Origin of the sequence: Streptomyces sp. NPDC102402 (assembly GCF_044765765.1) — a bacterium.
Lineage (GTDB): Bacteria > Actinomycetota > Actinomycetes > Streptomycetales > Streptomycetaceae > Streptomyces.
Genome location: NZ_JBIWKR010000030.1, coordinates 1 through 23,106, shown reverse-complemented (window position 1 = coordinate 23,106; position 23,106 = coordinate 1). Strand labels below are relative to the sequence as shown.

At 69.4% G+C, this 23,106-nt stretch carries 22 protein-coding genes and 3 pseudogenes; 11 read left to right on the top strand and 14 right to left on the bottom strand.

Translation table 11 applies throughout. The features are described 5' to 3' along the window. Positions 1–91 precede the first annotated feature (91 nt). Positions 92–451 (top strand): annotated as a pseudogene (locus tag ACIRJR_RS36470) (thiol-disulfide oxidoreductase DCC family protein); the annotation flags it as partial. 233 nt (positions 452–684) lie between these two features. Here ACIRJR_RS36470 and ACIRJR_RS36465 read toward each other — a convergent pair. After that, entirely contained in the window at positions 685–1,233 is a 549-nt protein-coding gene (locus ACIRJR_RS36465; RefSeq protein WP_403788981.1) for a tellurite resistance TerB family protein, read from the bottom strand. Positions 1,234–1,655: 422 nt separating this feature from the next. Here ACIRJR_RS36465 and ACIRJR_RS36460 point away from each other — a divergent pair, with 422 nt between their 5' ends. Continuing rightward, complete coding sequence (locus tag ACIRJR_RS36460; protein ID WP_403788979.1) at positions 1,656–2,105, top strand: spore-associated protein; 450 nt, start codon at positions 1,656–1,658, stop codon at positions 2,103–2,105. A 965-nt stretch (positions 2,106–3,070) separates the two neighbouring features. Then, entirely contained in the window at positions 3,071–3,847 is a 777-nt protein-coding gene (locus ACIRJR_RS36455; protein WP_403788977.1) for a DUF427 domain-containing protein, read from the top strand. A gap of 248 nt (positions 3,848–4,095) precedes the next feature. Here ACIRJR_RS36455 and ACIRJR_RS36450 read toward each other — a convergent pair whose 3' ends face one another. The 5 genes from ACIRJR_RS36450 to ACIRJR_RS36430 form a co-directional block, all read right to left on the bottom strand. Beyond that, positions 4,096–5,658, bottom strand: coding sequence for a mucoidy inhibitor MuiA family protein (locus tag ACIRJR_RS36450; RefSeq protein WP_403788975.1), 1,563 nt, complete (start codon positions 5,656–5,658; stop codon positions 4,096–4,098). A gap of 8 nt (positions 5,659–5,666) precedes the next feature. Then, positions 5,667–7,727, bottom strand: a complete 2,061-nt coding sequence (locus ACIRJR_RS36445) for a DUF4139 domain-containing protein (RefSeq protein WP_403788973.1) — start codon at positions 7,725–7,727, stop codon at positions 5,667–5,669. 129 nt (positions 7,728–7,856) lie between these two features. Then, positions 7,857–8,591, bottom strand: coding sequence for a translation initiation factor IF-2 (locus ACIRJR_RS36440; RefSeq protein WP_403788971.1), 735 nt, complete (start codon positions 8,589–8,591; stop codon positions 7,857–7,859). 356 nt (positions 8,592–8,947) lie between these two features. Next, entirely contained in the window at positions 8,948–9,436 is a 489-nt protein-coding gene (locus ACIRJR_RS36435; protein WP_403788969.1) for an NUDIX hydrolase, read from the bottom strand. Between the two features lie 276 nt (positions 9,437–9,712). Then, positions 9,713–10,063 (bottom strand): nuclear transport factor 2 family protein, encoded by a 351-nt coding sequence (locus ACIRJR_RS36430; RefSeq protein WP_403788967.1) that lies wholly within the window; start codon positions 10,061–10,063, stop codon positions 9,713–9,715. 125 nt (positions 10,064–10,188) lie between these two features. Here ACIRJR_RS36430 and ACIRJR_RS36425 point away from each other — a divergent pair, with 125 nt between their 5' ends. Continuing rightward, positions 10,189–10,965, top strand: coding sequence for a helix-turn-helix domain-containing protein (locus ACIRJR_RS36425; RefSeq protein ID WP_403788965.1), 777 nt, complete (start codon positions 10,189–10,191; stop codon positions 10,963–10,965). Between the two features lie 6 nt (positions 10,966–10,971). Here the strand turns inward: ACIRJR_RS36425 and ACIRJR_RS36420 are convergent, their stop codons facing one another. Beyond that, entirely contained in the window at positions 10,972–11,613 is a 642-nt protein-coding gene (locus tag ACIRJR_RS36420) for a hypothetical protein (RefSeq protein WP_403788963.1), read from the bottom strand. A 98-nt stretch (positions 11,614–11,711) separates the two neighbouring features. Between ACIRJR_RS36420 and ACIRJR_RS36415 the strand changes: the two are divergent. Together ACIRJR_RS36415 and ACIRJR_RS36410 are read left to right on the top strand one after the other, a co-directional pair. Next, positions 11,712–11,905: pseudogene (locus ACIRJR_RS36415) on the top strand (deaminase); the annotation flags it as partial. A 190-nt stretch (positions 11,906–12,095) separates the two neighbouring features. Further along, positions 12,096–12,662, top strand: a complete 567-nt coding sequence (locus tag ACIRJR_RS36410) for a hypothetical protein (protein WP_403788961.1) — start codon at positions 12,096–12,098, stop codon at positions 12,660–12,662. A gap of 151 nt (positions 12,663–12,813) precedes the next feature. Here the strand turns inward: ACIRJR_RS36410 and ACIRJR_RS36405 are convergent, their stop codons facing one another. Then, positions 12,814–13,710 (bottom strand): LysR substrate-binding domain-containing protein, encoded by an 897-nt coding sequence (locus ACIRJR_RS36405; protein WP_403788959.1) that lies wholly within the window; start codon positions 13,708–13,710, stop codon positions 12,814–12,816. 142 nt (positions 13,711–13,852) lie between these two features. On the opposite strand from ACIRJR_RS36405, the gene ACIRJR_RS36400 reads away from it, so the two are divergent. Both ACIRJR_RS36400 and ACIRJR_RS36395 read left to right on the top strand, forming a co-directional pair. Further along, positions 13,853–14,866, top strand: coding sequence for an aldo/keto reductase (locus ACIRJR_RS36400; protein ID WP_403788957.1), 1,014 nt, complete (start codon positions 13,853–13,855; stop codon positions 14,864–14,866). A 32-nt stretch (positions 14,867–14,898) separates the two neighbouring features. Then, entirely contained in the window at positions 14,899–15,315 is a 417-nt protein-coding gene (locus ACIRJR_RS36395) for an SRPBCC family protein (protein WP_403788955.1), read from the top strand. Between the two features lie 486 nt (positions 15,316–15,801). Here ACIRJR_RS36395 and ACIRJR_RS36390 read toward each other — a convergent pair whose 3' ends face one another. The 3 genes from ACIRJR_RS36390 to ACIRJR_RS36380 all read right to left on the bottom strand — a co-directional run bounded on the left by ACIRJR_RS36390 (position 15,802) and on the right by ACIRJR_RS36380 (position 17,422). Further along, positions 15,802–16,707 carry an NAD-dependent protein deacetylase gene (locus ACIRJR_RS36390; RefSeq protein ID WP_403788953.1) on the bottom strand — a complete coding sequence of 302 codons (906 nt, stop codon included), beginning with the start codon at positions 16,705–16,707 and terminating at the stop codon, positions 15,802–15,804. 237 nt (positions 16,708–16,944) lie between these two features. Then, positions 16,945–17,202 (bottom strand): hypothetical protein, encoded by a 258-nt coding sequence (locus ACIRJR_RS36385; protein ID WP_403788951.1) that lies wholly within the window; start codon positions 17,200–17,202, stop codon positions 16,945–16,947. Further along, the gene (locus ACIRJR_RS36380) at positions 17,192–17,422 is read right to left on the bottom strand and encodes a hypothetical protein (RefSeq protein WP_403788949.1); all 231 of its coding nucleotides are present in this window, start codon (positions 17,420–17,422) and stop codon (positions 17,192–17,194) included. The genes ACIRJR_RS36385 and ACIRJR_RS36380 overlap by 11 nt, the downstream gene beginning before the upstream one ends. A 412-nt stretch (positions 17,423–17,834) precedes the next feature. On the opposite strand from ACIRJR_RS36380, the gene ACIRJR_RS36375 reads away from it, so the two are divergent. Continuing rightward, complete coding sequence (locus ACIRJR_RS36375) at positions 17,835–18,248, top strand: MBL fold metallo-hydrolase (protein ID WP_403788947.1); 414 nt, start codon at positions 17,835–17,837, stop codon at positions 18,246–18,248. On the opposite strand, the pseudogene ACIRJR_RS36370 reads toward ACIRJR_RS36375, so the two are convergent. Further along, positions 18,218–18,984 (bottom strand): annotated as a pseudogene (locus tag ACIRJR_RS36370) (transposase); the annotation flags it as partial. The gene ACIRJR_RS36375 and the pseudogene ACIRJR_RS36370 sit on opposite strands and share 31 nt — an antisense overlap. Positions 18,985–19,084: 100 nt before the next feature. On the opposite strand from ACIRJR_RS36370, the gene ACIRJR_RS36365 reads away from it, so the two are divergent. Continuing rightward, positions 19,085–19,603, top strand: coding sequence for an SMI1/KNR4 family protein (locus tag ACIRJR_RS36365; RefSeq protein ID WP_403788945.1), 519 nt, complete (start codon positions 19,085–19,087; stop codon positions 19,601–19,603). Between the two features lie 277 nt (positions 19,604–19,880). Here the strand turns inward: ACIRJR_RS36365 and ACIRJR_RS36360 are convergent, their stop codons facing one another. Then, the gene (locus ACIRJR_RS36360; RefSeq protein ID WP_403788943.1) at positions 19,881–20,498 is read right to left on the bottom strand and encodes a hypothetical protein; all 618 of its coding nucleotides are present in this window, start codon (positions 20,496–20,498) and stop codon (positions 19,881–19,883) included. A gap of 268 nt (positions 20,499–20,766) precedes the next feature. After that, positions 20,767–21,156, bottom strand: a complete 390-nt coding sequence (locus ACIRJR_RS36355; RefSeq protein ID WP_403788941.1) for a hypothetical protein — start codon at positions 21,154–21,156, stop codon at positions 20,767–20,769. A 620-nt stretch (positions 21,157–21,776) separates the two neighbouring features. On the opposite strand from ACIRJR_RS36355, the gene ACIRJR_RS36350 reads away from it, so the two are divergent. Next, the gene (locus ACIRJR_RS36350; RefSeq protein WP_403788939.1) at positions 21,777–22,673 is read left to right on the top strand and encodes an alpha/beta hydrolase; all 897 of its coding nucleotides are present in this window, start codon (positions 21,777–21,779) and stop codon (positions 22,671–22,673) included. The last annotated feature ends 433 nt before the right edge of the window (positions 22,674–23,106 follow it).

The window sequence follows — 23,106 nt, the reverse complement described above, 5'->3', positions numbered from 1 at the left end:
ACAACGCCAACCTCACATCATCACCGGTTACTTCAAGGCCCCGCATGTCCGCTACACCCTCGACGAGTGAACCCCATGAGTTTCTGATCAATATGACGGGGACTGCGCATTCTGCACCTCCTGCGTGCTGTTCGCCGAGCGGCATCTCCGGCCACGGTGCGCGTTCACGCCATGGCAGTTCGCGGACATGGACTCCTTCGGAGCCACCCGTGAGCGGGCGGCGTACGAACTGCTGTGGATCACCCCGGCCGGAGCGGTCCACGGCGGCGCCCAGGCCGTCGCCAAACTGCTGCTCAACACGGGAAAGGGCTGGGCCGTCGCAGGGGCGCTGCTCACTCTGCCTCCCCTCCGCTGGATCGCGCACGGCGTGTACAGGCTCATCGCGAACAATCGTGAGCGGATGCCGGGCGGGACCCCGGCCTGCGCGATCCCCGCGGACCGACGGCCGTAGGCCGCACCTCCTCGTCCCCCGGTGAGCCGACGCCTCCTCTCCCCGGCGTCCGCGGGGGCACGCCCTTGCCGTGAACGGCTGGGACCGCACTTCGGTACGAGCCGAGTTACGCCCTCTCGTGCGCGCACGAGAGGGCTGCGAGCGGCTCGTCCCGCTGCGGACCGCCAGACCGACCTCGCCGAGCGGCCGGCCGACCTGCGGTCCTCCGGGACGCGACCGGCCGATCGTCCTTGTCAGAGCTGGAATTCCGCGGGCGAGAGTCCCAGTGCCGCGCAGGCCTCTCGGAGGATCATGTGCTCGGCCTGGGAGAAGTCGCCGTCGGCACCGGCGATGACGATGCCGGTCTGCAGCACGGCCCTGGCCTCCGTCGGCTTCTTGGACGTCTTGACGATCTCCTGCAGCGCCTCCGCCTTGCCCTGCTGGAAGTTGAGGCTCAGCTGGTCCACGTGCTTGTTGAAGCGCTGGCGCAACTGCTCCGGCGGGAAGTTCTGCAGGACTTCGTTGCCGAGGATCATCGACTCCACGTGCTGTCGCTCGGCAGGGTCCACATGTCCGTCAGCGGCCGCGACCAGTGCGCACATCGCCATGCTGGCGTCCCGGTAGGCGCCACTCTTGAGCTCCGTCTTGAGGGAGGCGAGCTGCGACTTCAGCGTGCTCACCATCTGCGCGCGCGAACCGCCTCCGGACCCGTGCCCGCTGCTCCTTCCGGCGGCCGGCCCGCGCGCTCCCTGGGACTGCTGCAGCGTCCTTGCCTGATCCTTCAGCCGGTCCCACACTGCCATTGAGGTCACCTCGGTCTTCGTCTGAGTTGTCGGTCACGAGCCCGTGCGCTCACCGGTCCAACGGGCGGCCGAGGGTAAAGGTTCCGCAAAGAGCCGATTCTCGCGCCGCGTTCCGGTCGGCCGCTCCCTCGGGTGACGGTCGCCTGCTCCCCCGGGTGGCGGTCCTCCGCTCCCCGGCGCGCCGGCCGTCCGCGGGCGGGTACGCGGATACGCCGATGCGGGCCGGTCGGGCGTGCAGGCTTCAGAGTGACCGGCAGCCCTCTCCGTGCCGCCGGTCTGCGGTGTGTGGCAACCTCACCCGGGTCTCGATCACCACTGAGTGATCACTCGGCATCCCTTCGTAACTCCCGTGCAACCATCCACGCCGTTCGCGGGTCACATCAAGCAGGAGCAAACAGCTCTCAGGGACACAAGGGGGAAATATGAGAATCGCGCGTAATGTCGCGGCCCTCGGGGCGGCCACCGCACTCGCGGTGGCCGGCACGGCCGCATTCAGCACGACGGCCTCCGCCGCACCGAACGTCACACCGCAGGGGGTCTGCGGCAAGGCCTACAAGACCGTGAACTCGGTGCCCGTCGGCTCGCAGGGCACCGTCTACCTGACGTACAACTCCGCCAACGGCAAGAACTGCGTGGCGACCATCCGTGCCAACCCCGGGTCGGCCAAGTCCATGTCGGCGTACATCTACGTGCCCGCCACCGACGAGTGGGCCGGTGACGACGGGAACTTCACGTCGTACGCAGGGCCCGCCTACGTCTACGGCAAGGGCTACTGCGTCAGCTGGGGCGGCCACATCGGCAATGTGTACGTGTCGGTGGAGAACTCCAACTGCGCGTCCCTGAAGGAGCGGCGGGTCACCGAGATCCGCTGATTCCCCGCACCGTCGGGGGCGTGCAAGGGTGCGCCTTCCCGCCGGGCCGCAGTCGCGGAGGCGGACCGTTCCCCTCGGCCGACGGCGGGCCGGGTAGCAGCAGCTGCCCGGCCCGCCGTCTTGTACGTCGCCCGGCGCGACAGGAGCCTGCGGGACGCGTCCCGCGCCGGGCGGCCGGCGCGGGGGTCCTGACCCCGGGCCTCGGCGACTCGCGTGCGGGGTGTGCTGCCCGCCAGTCCCTCAGGATCCAGTGCCGGCGACACCGCGGCGGTGGCCCCGGCATCCGCCAGGCTGCGGGCGTCGGGCGGCAGTTCGCCCCGTCCGCGCCCGGACGGTCATCAGGGCCGGCACGAACTCCGGCGTGCGGTGCGCGTGCCCGATCGTGGGGTCGTTGTCGTGGTCTCCGGTGGCGACCACGACAGTCACCCGGATAGCCGAGCAGAGCCACGAGCCCCCGCCAGGCCGGCATCCCCGTGCGCCAGCAGTCGCCGCCGCTCTCCGGCGTCCCGCTGATGGCATCGCGGATCCGTCTCCTGCGCATTCATGACCATGCGCGCGTCCCCTTCGGTGCGGGCGGCGTCCAGGGTCTGCGACAGGGCGTCGACGGTGGCCAAGGCAGGATGGCGCTCTGCCGTCCCGCGCCAGGATGTCGGCAGCCTTGCCGCGCGGACGAAGGAGGGGAGCGGGTCGTGCGTGTGGCGGCCGACAGCGATCCACCCGGGGGCCGGAGCGAGGGCTCGTACTGTTCGGCGGTCGCGAGGGCGCGGCCGGGCCCGTCGAAGGGAGATCGTCGAGTCGGCCGGAAGCATTCCAATTGCCCCCGGGTCGACCTCCAGGTTGTCATGGACCAACACCACGCCATCGGCGATTCTGTAGCATTTGGTACGAAACGGCGTTATCGCGGGGCGGGGAGTCCCCCGAAGGCGCCGGGCACACGGAAAACGAGCGGACAGAGGCGGCCACCCATGGCGGACGAAAGTGTTCAGCATCCGAGCCTTGTCGTCCCGGCAGGGCACGTCGAGCCCGTGCCACGGCGTGTCCGGGCGACGATCGGAGGTCGCGTCGCCTTCGACACCAGACGCGCGCTGTACGTATGGGAGTGGCCCCCCTATCCCCAGTTCAGCATTCCGCTCGAGGACCTGGCCGAAGCCGTCCTCACCGACGACGGCCATGTGGAGGCGCGGGGCGCGGGGACCGCACGGCGCCACACGCTGAGGGTCGGCTCCGAGGTGCGCGAAGGTGCCGCCTGGGTCTGGGACGACGGCGCCCCCGCCCCGCTTCGCGGCACCGTCCGCTTCGAATGGGAGGCCCTGGACTCCTGGTTCGAGGAGGACGAACCGGTCTTCGTCCATCCGAGGAGTCCTTACTCCCGGGTGGACGCGCTGCGTTCCTCCAGCAGCGTCCGCGTGGAGCTCGACGGCGTCGTGCTGGCGAATGCTCCCACCTGCGTCAAGCTGTTCGAGACCGGCCTGCCGACCCGCTACTACCTCGACCGTGTGCACGTAGACCGGACCAGGCTGCGTTCCTCCGACACAGTGACCAGGTGTCCCTACAAGGGCACGACGAGCGAGTACTGGTCCTTCGACAGCGACACCGCCACACACGAGGACATCGCCTGGGTGTACGACTTCCCGACGATCCACGTCAACCGCATCGCCGGCACGGTCGCCTTCTACAACGAGCGCGTAGACCTGTACGTCGACGGGACGTTGCTGCCGAAGCCCTCCGCGACAAAGGCGTAGAGAACCCACTGGTGAAGGCGGCTCGGCCTGCCATGCCCCGCGACCTGCGGGGACGGGAGGCTGCGGCAACCTCACCGACCGCTCGGCCCTCGATCCGACGTCGACGCGGAGTTCTCCGCAGCCGGGCTGCCGGGTCCGCAGGGCGCGTCGATGCTGCACCTCGCTCAGCCGATGCGGCACAGCGCTCCAGCCGGCCGGCACCGAGCCCCGCCGGAACGTACGGCGCGCAGCGGGCAGAAGAGCGGGGCTCAGAGTCCGGTGACCTTGGCGCTCGCCGAGAGTTCGTACGCCAGAGTGACGGTGCGGTGGCCGTCCGGCGGAAGAGTGACGTCCCAGCGGACGATGCCTTCGGCGTCGACCGCATCGGGGACGGGGGAGCATGCCTCCTTGCGCAGGCGTACCTCCACCGCTGAGACCTCGGAGACGGGGAGCCGCTCCCGGACGGTGACCACTCGGCCGCCCTGCTCCCCAGGGGCGGAGAACCGGGACAGATGCAGTGTGACCGTGCGTGTGACGACGGTCCGCTGGGTGAGCCCGGAAGTCTCCCGCGACTCCTCGACGTGCCGGACCACCCGCTGGTCGTCACAACTGCCGAATGCCAGTTCGGCCCAGGCGCCGGGCGCGGTGAAGTCCAGCGTGCCACGGCCGCCCGATCCGCCGCCGCGGACCAGGTCCACGGGCCCGGCGAGCAGGGCGTGACCCGCCAGGTTGTCGAACCGCACCAGCCGGGTCACCAGGGCGGAGAGCTCTGGGGAGCAGGCGTACTCGGCGCGCACAGCCGTGGTGAAGGAGGACAGCGGCACCCGGTGCGCACCACCGTCACTCGGTACGGAGACCCGCGAGGGGGCCCGCAGAACCCGTGCCTCACCGCCGTCGTCCACCCCTGGCAGGCCGATCACCGGAGCCGGCCCGAGGACCCCGATCTCCTCCTCGCGCAGCTCCACGTCGACCCCCCGGCGCTGCGCGGCGGTGAGGTCGGTGAGTGTCAGCCGGTCTTCGCCCAGACGAGGCGGATCGGTGGCGAGCGCAGAGCGGGCTGTGGACAACGTCAGCTGTACGTCCTCCCAGTCCTCACCGGTGCGCTGCCAGACCATGGCGTCGGTCTCCAACGTCAGCGAGTCCCCGTCGAGCACGGCCCTGTAGGCAGGCCTCCACAGTGCACAGGGGATGAGGTGACTCAGGCGCAGTCCGACCGGCCCTGCCACCGCGGACTCCACGGTCAGCTCGATGTGGCCGACGAGCTCGGCACGTTCCTCCTCGGAGATACGAACTGCCGTCTCGATCTGGCCGAGTTCGTCGCGCAGGGCGGACAGCGTCCCCTCCACGGACCGCAGTTGCTCGCCGCACGCGGCGCGTTCGTCATCGGCCCGGTCCAGTTCGCCGGCCCACCGCGCAGTGTCGGTCTCCCCGGAACCGGCACCCTCACCGATCTCCCGCAGCAGATCCGCCGCCAGACCGCCGAGCAGGTCCCGACGGACGAGCAGCCGGTCGCGCCGCCGCTCCAGTGTGAGTTGCTCCTCTGTGAGGGTGCGGACCCGCCGCTGCAGGGCCGAGTCGCCCTCGGCGTGCGGCAACGGTCCCCGCGGAGTCCAGTCGCGGGTGATCCGCACGTCGAGGACGCTCGCCGGGTGGTCGGCGGTCAGTTCGGCGTGGAGGGTCCGGTCGACGGCCAGCGCGCTGACCGGACCGAGGCGCAACCGCTGCACCCCTGACTTCAGGTCGAGTACGACGGCCCGCTCGATGTGGGCGCGATCCTCCAGGCAGGTCACCGCGGTGACGGGAAGGGCGATCGGATCCGCTGCTGTGGTCATGGCGTGTGTCAGCTCCTGCGGTTGCCGCCGACGAGGGCCTTGCCGGCCGGCATACGGATCTCATAGCCGCCCTCGAGCACGGCGGTGCCGCCGGCGGGCAGGTCCACCCGCCGGATACGGGTGCCGGGGGCATGATGATCGGGGCCGTGGCCATCCTCGGGTGTCGTCCATCCGGCCCGCTCCTCGATGCGGACATCCGTCTCGGAGCTGACGGGCACCCGTTCCCGGACCTCGACCGTGACCGGCCCGGGGAGGCGGTTGGCCAGCTCCACATGGACGTGGTGGTCGAGCACGGTGACGTTGTTGCGCAGGCCCGAGGTGGACTCGCGCACGTTCGTCCGACGGGTGACCTGGATGCCCTCGGCGGGTCCGAGCCCCACCCGGCGGACGCCCCCGGGTGCGAGAGTGGGCAGGGCGGCCGTCAGCAGGAAGTCACCGTCGAGGGTGACTTCCACCGGGCCCGCCAGCAGAGCCTGATCCGTGGTGTTGGAGAGCACCGACGTCGCGTACACGGTCTGCTCCACCGACGGTACGCAGAGGTACTCGGTGCGCAGGCCGACAGCTATCTCGCCGACCGTGACGGAGTGCCAGGTCCCGTCCGACGGAATGTCGGCACGAGCGGCGGTGTCGAAGCGGTGGTCGAAGGAACCTGCCGACTCCCGGGGCCTCACGGCGTGACCGGGCAGCGGCAGCGCGGCAACCGCTTCGGCGCGGCGGCGGTGTTCGACGGCCACAGGGTCGAACGGAGAGCCGGGGAACAGCCTGCCCCGGCGACCGCTCTGCTCGTCGGCTCCGGACAGGACGAGGTCCACGTAGTCGAGCTCGGCCCCGCTCGGCCGGGGCGGACCGGACGACGGTGATGACAGCGGCGGCGGGGGCGGTGGAGCTCCGCCGGGTGCCATGGGGGCGGGGGCAGCGGCGAAGGACCTTTCGGCGGGCCCCCGTCCGCCGCCGGTACGAGCCCGGGCCAGCGGTGCGGGCACCGGCGCCGGACCCCCGTAGAGCTCCGGAGGGGCACTTCCGGGAGCCGGAGGAGGGAGAGGAGGTCCGCCCCACGCCTGGGCCTGCGGCGGAGCCGGCGGAATCGGCCCGCCCGCGACCGCTACCGGCCCGGCGGCCGTGGCAGGACGAGGCCCCGCGGCGTCGTACCCGGTGAACAGGTCGGTGAGACCCGGCGGAGGCTCGCGCCAGCCGGAAGGGGAGGCGGCCGGCTGACGGCGCCCGATGCGGATCGAACGGAGCTTCGGCAGGTCAGTTCCCCGCCGGAGGTCGGCCGTGGCGAGGCCGACGGACACGCCGTTCCAGTCCTCACCGGTGCGCTGAGCCACCGAAGCGCGCAGCACCAGGCGTCCGCTGTTGTCCCCCTGACGGAAGGTGAGACGGTAGGCGGGTACCCAGACGGCGCCGGGCACCCCGTACTCGAGTTCAAGTGCCACCTCAGCGTCGGCGTCGCGTGCGCCGGACCCGGAGGCGTCGACGACCAGCAGAGCCGAGACCGTCGTCTCCACGTGCGCCGAGGGCGCGTCCGTGGAGGCCCTGGCGAGCTTGTCCACGGCGATGTCGAGCTCGTGCTCGGCAAGGCGCACCGCTTCCTCCACCTCCGTGAGGCGGGTGTGCAGTCCCGTAAGCCGCTCATCCATGAAATCGGCGAGTTCCAGCCACGCACCGGCGGGGGTACGGCGGGGAGGACCGTCGCGTCTGCGGGCCGGCGGGATCGGGCGCAGAGCGCCGACCTCCTCGACCAGACGCACCAAGTGGTCACGGCGATGGCGTGCCGCCGCGAGCTCCTCGGTCAGCCGATCCACCACGTGCCGAAGCCCGTCCGGCGCGGGGGTGCCTATCGGTTCGGCCTCTACCTCCACCCGGGCCTCGCTGACGCGCACTCCGGGGTCGCCCAGGACCCGTGCCCTCAGCGAGCCCGGGTCCAGCGAGCGGGGCAGCCCCGTCACCCGTACCCTCCCGTCCGGCGGCACGCAGCCCTTGGCCAGCCTTCGGCAGACCGCACCCTGGGCGTACACCACCACAGAATCGAGGGTCGACCCCCACCTCTGTACTTCTCCGGCCGTCATGTCCTCCGCCCCCGTCCGCGTCGGGCCGATACTACGCGGCGGGGGCGTCGTCGGCCCTGGCGCCCGCGGACCTGTCGGCCACCACGCCGCTGACGCTACCGCCGGCAGGCCCCGGGCCGGACGGCCCGTTCAGTGCGGTGGTGGCAGCGGGTCCAGGGCGTTGTCCACGGAACAGCCACCCTCTCCGGGCATCCGCTGCATCCGGGGCGGCACCCACACCTCGGTGGCACCGGGGCCGACACGAGCAAGCAGGCAGCGCATCGCGCTGTGACCGTCGCCCTTGACCGACAGAAGTACGCCGACCCGGTCTCCGTCCGACTTCACCTCGGAACGGATCGCCGGATGCAGGTCCAGCGCGGCGAGCGTACGGCGCACCGCGGCCTCGTCCGCCCGGCCGCCCTCCGGCACCCGGGGAAGTCCCGCGCGGAGTTCCTCGTACGGCAGCTCGGGTGGTTCGGGCAGCGGGGCGAAGACGAGCGGAGGGCCGGCCGGGCACTCCACGTCCTGGGGGTCCTCACCCCACTCCGAGGTGGACGACACCCGCACCGTGAAGCAGCGCCGCACAACGATCCTGTCGATGCCGTTCCATCCGCCGTAGCCCGTGCCGGACGTGCGCAGGACCACGTCGACTCCGTCCCCGTCGTGTGTCGACGTACCCGTGACCCGCAGTACCTCCACCCCGTCGACAGCCGAAGCGGAGCGCCCGACCTCCTCCGCGGTGCGCGGATGGTGACCGTACAGGCGCTTGCCCGCGTCCCCGGCAACCTCCCGGGCGTCGTCCGTGGCCTCGTCGTCGGGGGACTGTGCCATCCCGCAGCCGACGGTGAACAGCAACAGCGGTGTGAGCAGCAGCAGTCGGCGCATGCATCCAGCCTTCCGGCGTCGGCGCGATGCGGGCACCCGCTCGCGTACTCAGACGGGCGGGGGCGATCGTACTCAGACAGTACGGTGATGACGGAGGTGTACCCGTGAGGTTCCGGGGGCCCGCTATCCGGCTCCGCTCCGGACACGCCGTCCGGGCCCGAAGCCCGCCACCGTACCCGTGCCCTGGGCTGGGACGGCTCAGCCCGCCGGTTCGCCGAGAGGACCCACAGCGGTGGCGATGGCACTCGTGCTCGGGCTGCGGTCCGGCACCAAGGAGGCGAGGACTCGCAGAGGTCGCGCCGGCAGTTGGGCCAGAACCTCATCCCGTTCTCGGGAGCGGAGCCGGGAGCCGCCGCTCACGTGGGGTATCCCTCGCGGAAACAGACAGCAGCGTTGCCGGTCGATGCCAGATGGCACAGCACCGCGAGGGTGGCCACCTCGGCGGTGAGCCGCGTCGACTGCAACTCCTCCGGGTGCGTCCATGCGTAGCGATCGTGTTCGGGGCTCAAACGGACGTGCGCGTGTTCGGCACGGGCGCCGAAGAAGAAGTCGATGACGGGCCCGGTGCCTTCGACGTCCGGCCGGTAGTCGGTGCCCAGGAAGGCGAGGGGTGGGTCCACGGAGATTCCGGTCTCTTCGCGCAACTCCCGCCGAGCGGCCGCGAGGGGGTCTTCCCCCGCATCGAGCATTCCTCCGGGCAGCCACCATGTGCCGGACGCCGGGCCGCCGGGGCCGTACCGCAGGAGCAGGACCCGTCCGTCACCGTCCAGCAGAACGACGCACGAAGCCACGATCGCCTGCGGAAGTGTCTTGACCCACTCCTCGCGGGGCATCCATGTGCTCACAGCGTTCCCCTTCCCCTCGTGCGAGCGCCGTAAGGGTCGCCGTCGGCGACCGTGAGCGCGAGTCCCGCGGGGCCGACGCCGAAGGCGCCCCCCGACCACGGCCGGAGTGCCACCGCCGACCGCGTCGAGCACCGGAGGAACCCGCCCACCGAGAGCGGGACCGCCCGATTCCGCCCCGGGTGCTGTGCGACGGGGCGTCCGCACGGCCCTGACTCGGCAGTCCGGACGCCAGGCCCCCGCCGCCGCCCGCCTCGACGAACACCCCGAGCGGGAGAGTCAGGCCGGCACCTTGTCCAGGAAGCCGCGCACGTCCTGGATCCGGCCCGCCTCGTCCATCACCAGGACGTCGAACCCGATCACCAGAGGCTCGGCACCCTCCGCACCCAGGCCCCAGCGGAATCGCACCTGGTGGTGGTGGGCGTCCGCTTCACCGACCTGCGTGAACACGAACCCCGGGAACTGCGCATGGACCCCGTCGATGACCGCGGTGATCCCCTCATGCCCGGAGACCTCGGCCAGCGGGTCGGTGTACGCCACCTCGGTCGACCAGTGCTGGGACAGCAGAGCGGCCCGCTCGCCGCCGGTCGCGTTCCAGGTGGCCAGGTAGTGCTGAACGATGTCCTTCATGGCTGTCCGCTTCCTTCGTCCGCTTCGACCGGTTGATGTACGGAATCCTGACCGGGAACAGCCGCACGATCCATGACCCCACAGGTCATGGCCAGCCGGACATGATGCCCCGTAGCCTCAGGAGCATGAGCGTTGCAGTCGAAGCCCCGCCGGTCGGCGCACTGTTGCGGACGTGGCGTGAGCGGCGCCGGTTCAGTCAGCAGGAACTGTCCAACCGGTCACGGGTCTCCACCCGGCACCTCAGCAGGGTGGAGACCGGCAGGGCCCTTCCCACACCGGAGATGATCATGCACCTCTCCGACAACCTGGATGTGCCGCTACGGGACCGCAACCGGCTCCTGCTGGCCGCCGGCTACGCGCCGCGCTATCAGGACCACGGATGGGACGACGCGTCGATCTCCCTGGTGATGGACGGCCTTCGCCGACTCCTCGACGCCCACCTGCCCTACCCCGCCCTGCTGCTCGACGACCACTGGGACATCGTCGACGCCAACGCCGCCGTTGACCAGTTGCTGACCGGCTGCGCGCCGGAGCTCCTGGAACCGCCGGTCAACGTCATCCGTGTCTGTCTGCATCCGGACGGGCTGGCGGACCGGATCCGGAACCGCCAGGAGTGGGGCAGCCATCTGCTGCAGCAGGTGAGCCACCGCGCCGAACGCACCCATGACCAGCGCCATCACGGGCTTGCCTCGGAGATCGCCGGGTATCTCGGCGGTCACGACGCCACAGCCCCGGTCACGGGACCGGTGATCACCCTCGAGATCGACGTCGACGGCGGCCCGCTCCGGTTCTTCAGCACGTCCGCCACCCTCAGCACCGCCACCGACGCGGCCCTCGAAGGGCTGCATCTGGAGACGTTCCTGCCGGCCGACGACGAGACCCGGCGCCGCTTCACCCGCTGACCGGCGTCAGCGAGACCCGGTGGACGACCGCCCCACCGAATCCTGGGCCTCCACGGTCGCCGTCACCAGGTCCGCCAACTCGGCGACGGACGCGCAGCCGCCCACGTCGATACGATCCAGTCCCAGGCCGGAGAGGGCCTCCAGCATCAACGCCTGGTAGCGCTCGGAGCGCGCCAGGAACTTGTCCGTCAGACGCCGTTCAGGGGCTGTCGCCTCGTCGTACCGGCCGGCCGCGTACATCCGGGAACGCAGGACAGCTCCGTCCGCGACAAGCCATACGGCGGCCGTGTGCGGAACCGTCAGCTTCGCCACGCTGACCGGCCAGAGCGCCGAACCCTCCAGGACGAGTCCGGCCCCGGCACCGCTCCCTCGCGCGTATGCCGTGATCAGCTCCTCCACGCGCGGCCAGAGCCGCTCGTAGTGGCCGAGAACGGACGTGACCAGTTCGTCGACCGTGAGCGCCGCGTAGTGCTCGGCGACATGATCCGGCACCTCCCGCTCCGGCGTGCGCCAGGGCCGCCCCGGATGCCGGGCCAGGCCGTCCGTCGACAGGCACACGAACCCGAGCCTGTCCGCCACCGCTCGGGCGACGGTCGACTTACCGGTGTTCGACGTCCCCCCGATCAGCACCACCCGCGCACCATGCATACGGACGACCTTAGTGATCCGCGCGGGACGAGGGGCGCACAACCCCCGGGCCGCAGGCCCGGGCAGACCGGACCGGTCACTGCTGCGACCGAGGTACGTCGATGAACCGGGCGCTGATGGCGGCCGGTCCGGTGGACCGTGTGCAGGTGACGGTCTTTCCCGTGATCACGGGCCGGACCGGGCTGGACCCGATCTTTCAGGGGGCGGCGGACTTCGACCTCGAACTGATCGAGCAGCTGACCCTCGACAGACACATCCAGGAGTCCACTGCCGGCCCACCCCGCACGTCTGAGCCGTCACCGTCCACGAAGCCGCCGCCGACGGGCCGCCGGTCCGGATCCGGGTGCTCGCGGACGGAGTTCCACGCGACGAGGGTGAGGGATACGGGTGAGGCCCGGTGACGCGGGGAGCCGGGCGTCGTTGGGTTGGTGATCGGTGTCGGATCACAAGTGACGGGGAGCCTGAAAGTGTCGGATCGACAGATGCGGCCTGCAGCCGGTGTGGTGGTGCTGTGCGGAGCGGTTCTGCTCTGTTCTGCCGTCAGCGGTTGCGGCGGCGGCGTGGAGGACGCCAAAGCGCCCGCCGGTGCTGCGGCGGAGTCCTCGGCTCAGCCGTCCGCACCGGCGGGCGTGGGGGATCCGGCAGCGGAGGCGCTGGAGACGTACGGAGCGATGTGGGTGGAGGCGATGAAAGCGCTCCAGGAGGCGTCGGCTCAGGGGACCGATCTGGAGCGGTACGTGACGCCCGACGTCCTGAGCGAGTTCGAGAAGGAACTGGCCCGCCTGAAGAAGGACGGCATGGTGATCCGTGGCGACTACGGCCATGAACCGAAGGCGACCGTCCCCGACGCCGCGGCGCGACCGCGCAGGGCGACGGTGAACGACTGTGTGGACCTCTCGCACTCGCAGCCCCTGGACATCACGACTGGCTGGCCGATCCCCCTCGGGAACCGGCCGCTGCGCCATGGGGCCACGGCCGAACTGGAGCGGGACGACGACGGGCGGTGGATCGTCACCGCCTACGTCCCGGACAGGTCGCGCCCCTGCTGAAGCCCGTGCCGCCCGACCGGAGCCGCGCCCGCGACGCCCATACCCGCACGAGGTACGCAGACGTGGCGGCGTCCCTGCGGGCGGGGACGTGCTCACGGTCCGGCTGAGGAAGACGGTCGCTGTGTGAACGCCGGTGCCAGGACGCCGACGTTCACGCCGTGCGGTGGCTGAGAACCGTTTCGCGGAACGAGGCGACCACTGGCCGCAGATCGGTGCGATGCCAGGCGGCCCAGAGGTGTACCGACCCCTGGTGCCAGGGCAGTTCACGGATCTCCACACCCTCGATCGCGCCGCGGACCATGCTCCTCTGGACGAGCGCGAGTCCCAGGCCCGAGGCGACCAGCCCGAGGGCGGTCAGTGGTTCCGGCGCGTCGAGGCGGATGTCCGGGGTGAAGCCCGATGCCACACAAGCGGCCACGAACGCGTCCCGGGCAGCGGCCTCGTGAGAACTGTCGACGGCGATCCAGGGCATGCCGTCGAGATCGCGTGCTGTGATCTCTTCCCGCCGCGCCAGTTCATGGCCCGCGGGCAGGGCCAGGAGCAGCGGATCCTCCAGGAGCGGGGCCGCCAGCAGATCGGGATCGTCCTCGCGGGGAGGCTGCTGGACCAGAGCGATGTCGAGGCTGCGCTGCCGCAGGCCCACGAACTGTTCCTCCGGAGCCAGGCTGTAGAGAGCTACATGGATACCGGGCCGTTCTTCCTGCAGAGTACGAAGCGCTGCCGGGAGTACGCCGGTGTGCATCGCATCGGTGACGTAACCGATGCACAGCCCGCCCTCCTCCCCCCGCCCAAGGCGCCGGCCGAGGTTCTCCAACCGGTCCGCGTGCCGCAGAAGCGCCCGCGCCTCGGTGAGAAAGACCCGCCCGTCAGCGGTCAGGCGAATGCGCTGCTGGGTGCGCTCGAACAGGGCGAGGCCCAGGTTCTTCTCCAGCTGGGCGATCTGACGGCTGAGCGGTGACTGGGAGATGTGCAGTTCCTCTGCGGCCCGGCCGACGTGTTCCGCCTCGGCCACAGCGATGAAGTAGCGCAGTTGTCGCAGGTCAAGCATGTAAGACCTCAGGGGACTCAACTCAGTCCAAGCGAGTCTTGGACAGTCTCAAGTGTTGATCCTAACCTCGAAGACGTCCACCCGACAGGTGTAGCAATCCTCGCGAAAGCGACACCTCCCTTCCTTTGCAAGGAGACACCCCATGGGCATCGCCCCCCTCCTGCCCGGGCCGCTCGGCTTCGGCACAGCACCCCTGGGCAACATGTTCCGCGCCATCCCCGACGCGGAAGCGACCGCGACCGTCGAAGCTGCCTGGGACCACGGCATCCGCTACTTCGACACCGCACCGTTCTACGGCGCCGGACTCGCCGAGATCCGCCTCGGTGAGGTCCTCGCCGCTCACCCCCGTGACAGCTACGTCCTCAGCACCAAGGTCGGCCGTGTCGTCCTGGACGACATCGAGAACCCCACCACCCGCGATCTCGGCGAGAAGGGCGGCCTCTTCGAGCACGGCCGACCCAACAGGATGGTGAACGACTACACGGCGGACGCTACGCTGCGCTCCATAGAGGACAGCCTCGACCGGCTGAAGACCGACCGCCTCGACATCGTCTGGGTCCACGACATCGCGCAGGACTTCTACGGCGACCAGTGGCTCGCCCAGTACGAGACAGCCCGCACCGGCGCCTTCCGCACGTTGGAGAAGCTGCGCGACGAAGGAGTCATCAAGGCCTGGGGCCTGGGCGTGAACCGAGTGGAACCCCTCGAACTCACCCTCGACCTGGACGAACCCACACCGGACGCCTTCCTCCTCGCCGGCCGCTACACACTCCTTGACCACAGCCGCGCCCTCCAGCGCCTGCTGCCCGCCGCAGCCGAGCAGAACGTCGACGTCGTCGTCGGCGGCCCCTACAGCTCAGGCATCCTGGCCGGCGGCCGCCACTTCGAGTACCAGGAGGCACCCGCCGAGATCATCGACAAGGTGGAGCGGATCAAGACGCTCGCCGAACGGCACGGCGTCGGCATCAAAGCCGCCGCCCTGCAGTTCTCCCTGGCCCACCGGGCGACCGCTGCCGTGATACCCGGAGCCACAAGGCCCAGCCGCATCGCGCAGGACGTCGCGGCTCTCGAAGAGCGGATCCCTGACGGATTCTGGTCGGTGCTGCGCGAGGAGCAGCTCATCGCGCCGGACGCCCCTGTGCCCAGCGCCCACTGATTCCGCCTCCCCACGAACCACAAGGACCACCCATGGCCACGACCACCGCATCCATCCGCCTCCCCGTTCCACCGGCCGACGTCTGGCAGCTCATCGGCGGATTCGGCACCCTGCCGGACTGGCTGCCGTACATCCCCACGAGCGAGCTCGGAGAAGGGGGCCGCATCCGACGCCTCACCAACGACGAAGGAGGTCAGATCGTCGAGCGCCTCGAAGCCTTCGACGACAAAGCCCGCACCTACAGCTACTCCATCCTCCAGGCACCCTTCCCGGTCACCGGCTACCTCTCGACCCTCACCGTCCTGGAGGACCCGGACACCGGCTTCTCCCGCGTCGAGTGGAAGGGCACCTTCATCCCCGCCGGGATCGGCGACGACGAGGCGATCGCCCTGTTCCACGCCATCTACAGCGACGGACTCGAGGCACTCCGCCGCACTCTCGCCGCCTGAGCCCCGGGACGTCGGCGGACCCCGTACGGCGGGAATCCCGGACGATCCACCTCCACGAGCACGGGTCTGCTAGTGCCCATGCCGGTCGCGCCTCGGCGATGCTGCCGCCGGTGGACTCCAGCAACTCCTGTCCACGGCGATTGACGGGCCGGCACCGGGGCCGGGGTCTTCACGATCTCGGCCTGACCGTCGTCCCGGTGCGGCGGCACGACCAGGCGGCGGAAGAACCGGCACCGGAGCCCGGCGGGCCGGCTGCGAAGGCCTCGCAGCCGAGGACGGTCCGAAGCGCGGCATGCCGTCGGTGCCGACCGGTGCGACAGAGGCCGTGTCCGGAATCGTCCACCGTCCGTCCCATGTGCGGGGCCGCTGGACCCGCCGCTGAGGCGACCCCAGCGGCCCCGCACATGCTGCGGCACTGTGCCGACCCGAAAGGTTCAGCCAGGGCTACGAGGACGGCGACGGCGGAGGACACCGCCCGCCGTACCCTCAGCCAAGCCCTGCCGCCGTCTCGCCGACCGGGATGCCCAGCCGACCGGCCACAGCAGTGAGGGACGTGCCCAGCGGAAGCGCGATGCGAGTGAGGGCGTGCCGGTCACCCCGGGTCGGATCCCGGTTGACGATCAGTACCGGTGTTCCGGCCTCGTCCGCCTGGCGAACGAACCTGAGCCCAGACATCACAGTGAGCGACGAACCCAGGACCAGCAGTGAGGTCGCCTCGCGGACCAGCGAACGACAGAGCTCGACCCGAGCCGGAGGCACAGCCTCCCCGAAGAACACCACGTCCGGTTTGAGGATGCCGCCGCAGACCGTACACGGCACCACGCGGAAGTCCCCGACCTGTTCGTCGGTGAGGTCCGCGTCACCGTCCGGGTTGATCGCGGCGGCCACAGGCGCGAAGCCCGCATTGGCCTCCTCCAGCCGCCCTGCGAGCTCACGGCGGGGACTGAAGGTCCCGCAGGACAGGCAGACAACCCGGTCCAGACTCCCGTGGAGTTCCACGACGCCCTCGCTGCCGGCCGCCTGGTGCAGGCCGTCGACATTTTGTGTGATCACACCCGAGAGCAGGCCGAACCGTCCGAACGAGGCCACGGCTCGATGCCCGGCATTGGGGCGGGCCCGGCCGAAGGTACGCCAGCCGAGATGGCTTCGTGCCCAGTACCGGCGCCGCGCCTGGACGTCCGCCGTGAACTCCTGGTAGGTCATCGGGGTGTGCCGGCTCAGGCTCCCGCCCTCGCCCCGGTAGTCAGGGATACCTGACTCCGTGGACATCCCCGCACCACTGAGCACCAGCACACCGCCGGCGCCAAGCGCATCGGCGAGTGGCTCCAGATCCGTGGTGCCCGGAGGCAGATCCTCGGACGGGGTCCAGCTCAGAGTAGGGCGCATACGCATGCCCCCAAGGGTACGGAACACGCGGCCACCACCCCTCCTGCGTCCACGAGGGGGCAGCCGCCCACAACGGAGACGAGCGCGGTCGGCGGGTGGGCCCCGTCCAGGAGTACGCCTTCGCCCCCACAGGCCCGGGGCCCGACCCGACACGAGGCGCTGATGAGCCACCGACGTTTCGGTTCCACAGACGCGCACAGGCACAGCCACGGAGCAGATGCCGACGAGCACCGCCGGCGGAAGCTACGCCTCTACGTAGGCGACGATCGTGATCGTCCGCAGGGCGGTCACGTAGTAGATGATCCGGACGCCGTCGATCTCATCCGTGTAGTCGCGCAGCAGGGTGCCGGGCACCGGCACGCCCAACTCCGGATTGACACTGATCGCCACGATGGCGCGGTCCAGACGGTGCGTCTCGGACGCTGTGAGCTTGGACAACTGAGTGAGCGCGGGCTCCACGGTGACGACGCGCGAGCGGCGCGCCCCGTGCTCAGGCGACACGGGGCTGCTCGTCCGCCAGCCGGGCGAGGTGCGCGTCACGGGCCGCCTCCCACGCGACACCGGTCTCCGGAGCGGGGTAGCCGTTCGCGGCGATGTCCTCCAGCACCGAGGCAAGAAGATCTGCCTTCGCCCGCTCGGCGGCCGCGTACGCGCGAACCGACTCGGCGGCGTACTCATCGAGGGGCTGGCGGTCGGGCGCGGCGGCCGGCTGCTGGCTCATCCGGGGACTCCTGGCTGTCATCGGCGTGTCCCACCACGGTAGCGCCGTGACAGGGCGCGCGGGGTCCGGTACAGCGAACCCGGCCTTCGGGAGGGGAGACCGGCGCGACCACCACCGGTCAGGGCACGCAACCGCACAGGACGAGTCCGCCTGCCGGGAGACGGACCTGACCATGCAGGTGGCCGAACTCGTTCAGAGAGCCAACCGTGCCGGCCGGCCAGGACACGGTGCGTTGGGGCTGCGCTGTGCCGAGACCGATGAGGGCGCCAGGCCCGGGACAGCGTCGGTTGAGTCGGCCTTCAGTTGCGCGAGGCGCGCAAGCGCCTCCGGTTGCGACTCAACACCGGAGAAGCCTCCGTGGACGGTCGCGCCTCAGGGAGTCGCCGTCTCACAACCCCGTCCGGTTGTTTAGATGTGTGCCAGACCCTCTGGCAGGGTGCGGGCATCAAACAGGGAGGCACCCATGCTGAAGCAAGTAGCCGAGGGCGTGCTGATCCATCAGAGTAAGTTGCTCGAGAACAACACCGTGGTCGTGCAGGGCAGGGACGGCGTGCTGCTCGTGGACGCCGGGATCACCGGTGCCGAAATGACCTGCTTGGCGAACGACCTCCGTGAGCTGGGCCGGCCCGTGGCGGCAGGGTTCTCGACGCATCCTGACTGGGATCACGTGCTCTGGCACGCCGAACTTGGGAAAGCGCCTCGTTACGGCACAGCCCGCTGTGCGGACTCTTTGCGGGATGTGTTGTCGAACGCGGACTGGAAGGCCGGCGTCGCCGAGAGGCTGCCGCCGGAAATCGCCGAGGACAGGTTTCGCCAGATGATGTAGCGGCGGATCATGCTGCCCTGTTCCTTGTGTGTGGCGTGGTCGGTGCCGTCGAAGGCGAAGTAGCGCAGGGCGGTGAGCTGGGTCTCGATGCGGTTGAGCCAGGCTCACAGACGATTGCGATCCGTACCGATGGCGGGCGGAGCGTGCGCAGGTAGCGGCAGAACTCCAGGAACTGGGTTCGCTTCTTCACCGGCTTGACGTGGCCGTAGAGCTCGTCCTTGCCCAGGTCCAGGGCGGCGAACAGGTCCCGCACTCCGTCATCGGCGATCGCGTAGAGGCGCTCGACCCGCGCCTTCTTGACCGCGTAGTCAGGATCACGGGAGGTTTTCCAGGTCATCAGGCGTCGAAGGAGACGCCTTCCTCGCGGAGCAGGATGCGTAGGCCCTCGTGGCTGATGTCGTCGACCACCCCCTCGGCGACCAGGAAGTCCGCCAGCTCGGTCAGACTCCACGGCGAGAGCGGCAGGTCGTGCTCGGTCGGCTTGGACTTCGCGATCTTCTTGAACTCGCGGCGCTCGGGCAGGGTGCAGGTCTTCGGCCGACCGCCGGAGTACTTCGGACACAACGAGTCGAAGCCGTCGGAGTCGAAGTTGTGGGTCACGTCCCGCACCCGGTGATCGCTGGTGAACGACACCTCGGCGATCTTGGCCGCCGGCATGCCCTGGGCGGACAGCAGCACCATCTGGGCCCGCCGCCAGCATCACCGACCCGGTACCGCGGCGGATGATCCGCAACAGCCGTCGCCCCTCGTCATCGCCAACATCCGCACGCGCGCACCTCCGCTCACGTGATGATTCTGGCGGCGCAACGCGACGCAGGGCTCCTACGATTGCAGTCATGGCACGCTTTGAGGATGTGCAGGCCGCCTTCTGGAAGCCTCTCAGTAGTTACGGAGTGCACCAGCCGTTGACTGATACCGCCGTGTGCAAAGCCGAGCGAGTGCTCGGTGTCACTCTGCCCATCTCGCTCCTTGACCTGCTGCGCGGTCAGAACGGGGGCGAGTCCGCAGCCGACCGGGACGCCTTCCCGACAGACCAGCCGACTTCCTGGAGTGCCGATCACATCCCGTTCGACCACTTGATGGGCATCGGCGAAGACGAACGCACACTCTCTCTGCTGGACAGTCCATACCTGATCAAGGAATGGGGACTGCCCGGGCCTGCCGTACTTCTCTCAGGCGACGGGCACTACTGGGTCGCGCTCGACTACCGGGCGTCCGACCGACACGGGGAACCATCGGTGACGTGGTTCGACGCCGACCGCAATGAAGAGCTGGTCCTCGCCACGGACTTCCGATCCTTCGTCGAAGGTCTCACCTCCACCAGTGACTTCGACAGCGAAGACGTACCCGACTGACGTCTGACCGTGGAAGGCACTGCCCATCGGTGACACAGCACCGATTGAGACGTCAGAGCAGGGCGAACGTTGCCTGATGCGGCACTGGCCAGGCCTCGTCAAGGGCCTCGGTGAGGCCCGACGCCGAACTCTCGCTGGTGGCGGTTCTGCGTAGGAGGCCGCCCGCCCGCCGACGAGTACCGAGACAGCTGAGTCTCGGCACCGGTCGCGGGTCAGAGCGAGGTCCGCTTGCGGTCTGCGCGCGACGGGTATGCCCTGCCAGGTGTCGGAACCGGTTCTACCGGTCCGAATCCGCAGCTGGCACAGAGGAGGCTGCGGTGGGCGTCGAGACGGGGCTGTAGTAGACGGAGCGTCCTTGCTTGGAGCGCTCCAGCAGCCCCTGGGCGACACCGTGCTCAAGGGTGTTGCGTACCACCGCGACCTGGGTCCTGCGCTGAGGGTTCGACTCGGTCAGGGCCGCGGTTACTTCAGCTGCGGACTTCGGTTCTCTCTGATCGTTCAGGTAAGCGGTGACCAACTCACGCCATGTCGGCTCGCTGGATCCTTTCGCCCTTGTGGCCCCACTCTCGGGACCCTTCGCATCAGTTGACCCCTGGGACCTGGACGCGCGACTCCGTTTCTGTGAGGTCGTCTTGCTCTGAGGGCGACGGGCAGTAGGAACGGACGCCGCTTTGCGACCCCTGCCCTGGCGGGCAGCCGGCTTACCGCTATCGCCCAGGACCTCCTGCATCTTGACCAGAACCTGCTCACCCTCCTCCAGCAGGAGGAGCTCGCCCTGCAATCGGGTCAGCTCGGCACGTACCCGCTCCTGCTCGCCTCGGTTCGTTGAAAGGTCATCAGTGATTCTCTGGGCGTAGTCCGCGCTGATGGTGGACGTAACGGTGGTCTTGGACATGCAACCCCGGCCTTTCGTCGTGGCTGAAATTCCTCTGGCGGATGATGCTACCGATACCAAGTGAGGCAATGCCCTTGATCGGCGGCGCCTCACCCACCAGAGACCGTCCACGCCACCCCGGAGATCCGGAACTCGCTGAGGATAAAAGACGGCCACCTGGATGATCAGTTGCAGGGACGCCTGCGGAGGGCGTGGGCTCGGCGGGGGCCCAAGCTGCCGCGAGACGGCGCGGGCTGGCGGCCGTTGTCGTCGCTGTGGCAGGGGGCGGTCAGGCGTCAGGGGCGACTTCAGGGTGCGTGAACCGCAAGGGCTTGCCCAGTGACCGGGCGTAGCCGATTTCGGCTCGGGTGCTTTCTCCGATGTAGTCGCCGACCACGAGCACCTCATCAGCGAGCCGGATCTTCGCCCGGTGCAGATCGTCGAGTCGAACCTTCAGCGCCTCGGCCTCGACGGGATCGGACGAAAGTTCGTGAGGCGACTTCAGGTCAAAGCCCGGTTTGACGACAATCTTCCCGGCTTTGGTCTCCCGCAGATCGGCCTCGGACATCTCGGTCATGAAGCGGGTGGACCCGCAGATTACGACGATACGCGGGAGGCTCAACAGCTTCTTCGCGTCGGCGAGCCTTTCCTCGGGGGTGAGCAGTCGCGGGTAAGGCACTGGTTCCTCCTGGTGGAGTGGTCCAATGGGGGTGCCTGCACAGACCAGAACGAGGGCTCTCAAGATCGTTTTGTGGCGAGGGACGTGGACACCCTCGCGACCGCACCATATGCGACGGCCGACGACATGCTGCAGAAGCGGCCCGTCGCCGTGGCGCCCGCCGGTCGGCATCGCGCTCCGCCTGAGCGATCCTGAACCGGTCAGCCTCGCCACGATGCGAGCCATACTCGGCTACAGCTCCGAGGCCGAATGCAAACGGCTTCGCCATGTCCGTGCCCACTCCGGCTCATCCCACGCCACGACGTTCACACAGTCGGCGAACCAGGCTCCGTGGAACGGCGAACGAAGAGGCCAACGGACCCACGCCCGCGCCGCACAGGTCAAAGATCGAGTTAGCGACCGCAGCCATCGTCTAGAGGTGTCCCAGGAGGATGGCGAGGGACTGCGCGACTCCGCGAACGGTGCGGGGCTGTCGGTTAAAGGTAGCGGGCACGCTGGCCGATTACTCTGATATGCCGCGCACACGCACACGCCGTACCGTCCTCACAACTGGCGCCCTGATGGGTGCGAGTGCTTTCCTTGGTGCCGCCGCCCCGGCCGGCGCAGCCGGCAGAGTTCTCGTGGAACGCCGCCTGACCGACCGGCTGGTCGAACTGACCGTGAACTCCCCGGCTCTTGGCGGCCAAAGTACGGTAGCGCTGCTGACGCCACGCGGCTGGGATCGGCGCCGCCCCGGCGACCGCTGGCCCACGCTCTATCTGTTCGCGGGCGGAGACGGCGACCACACGACCTGGACAAGTCTGTTCAAAGTACAGGACCTGGCAGCACTGCATGATGTCCTGGTGGTGATGCCTGCCATGCCACTCTTCGGCTTCTGGACCGACTGGTGGAATCACGGCAAGGCAGGCGCGCCCCAGGTGCGTACGTACTTCCTTCGCGAGGTCCTGCCCCTGGTGGAAACGGGTTACGGCGCCGGACCCGACAGAGCGGCAGCGGGCGAGTCCCAGGGTGGATTCGGCGCTCTGGGGTTCGCCGCCCGTGTCTCGGGACTGTTCGGAGCTGTCGCCGCGTTCGGGGCACCCGTACACCCGGTCCGTCACCCGGAGATGTGGCTTTCAGGTGCCAAGTTCGTCGGCGTCGATGGCTACAGGATTTTTGGCGATCCGTGGAAGCAGTGGAAGACGTGGCTCGACTGGGATCCGTACCATCACGCCCAAGGCCTACGTCACACGCCCGTGTATCTCGCTTCCGGTGACGGGACGCCCGGGCCCCTCGACGGCGATGAGCGCGACCCTCACATCCCCGGCACCGAGAAATGGGTCGCACTCGCCGACAAGGGCGTCGTATCCGTCACCGAGGCCGTGTGCGGCGAGGAGACACGGATGCTCAGCGAGCGTCTCACGGCTCTACGTGCACCCGTGACTACCCATATCTATCCGGGTGGGCACAGCGGCACCTACGGCTACAGGGAACTGCGCCACGCGCTGCCGATGCTTACCGCGGCGCTACGTCGGTGATGACGGTGAGCCGGTGGATTTCATGGCGGAGTGCTCCGGTGTCCGAGTTCAAGGAGCCTGCGGTAGCAGTCTCGTCTCCAGCGGCAGCAGTGCCTCAGAGCCGATCAGCGTCACAGGACGATGGCGAGGGCCTTTTCTCCTGCCGGAGCGAAGCTGCCGCGATGGAGACTCCAGTGCCCACGGCGAGCACTGAACGTGCCGGGCTCGGCCGCGCTGAGGATTCCTAGTGTGGCCAGGGCGTGGATTTCGGCCTGGGGCCCCTCCAGCGTCAGACAGCCCTCGCGGGGGCGGGCACAGAAACCGGTCGAATACATTGCAAGTCCCTCTCGTAGATGTCTCCTATTGATCCGAAACGCTTTCGGTGCAGGCTCGTTGATGGTGTGTGAGTGATCTGGTGGGGGATGCGCGGACTTGGTCGCCGGATGCGCAGGAG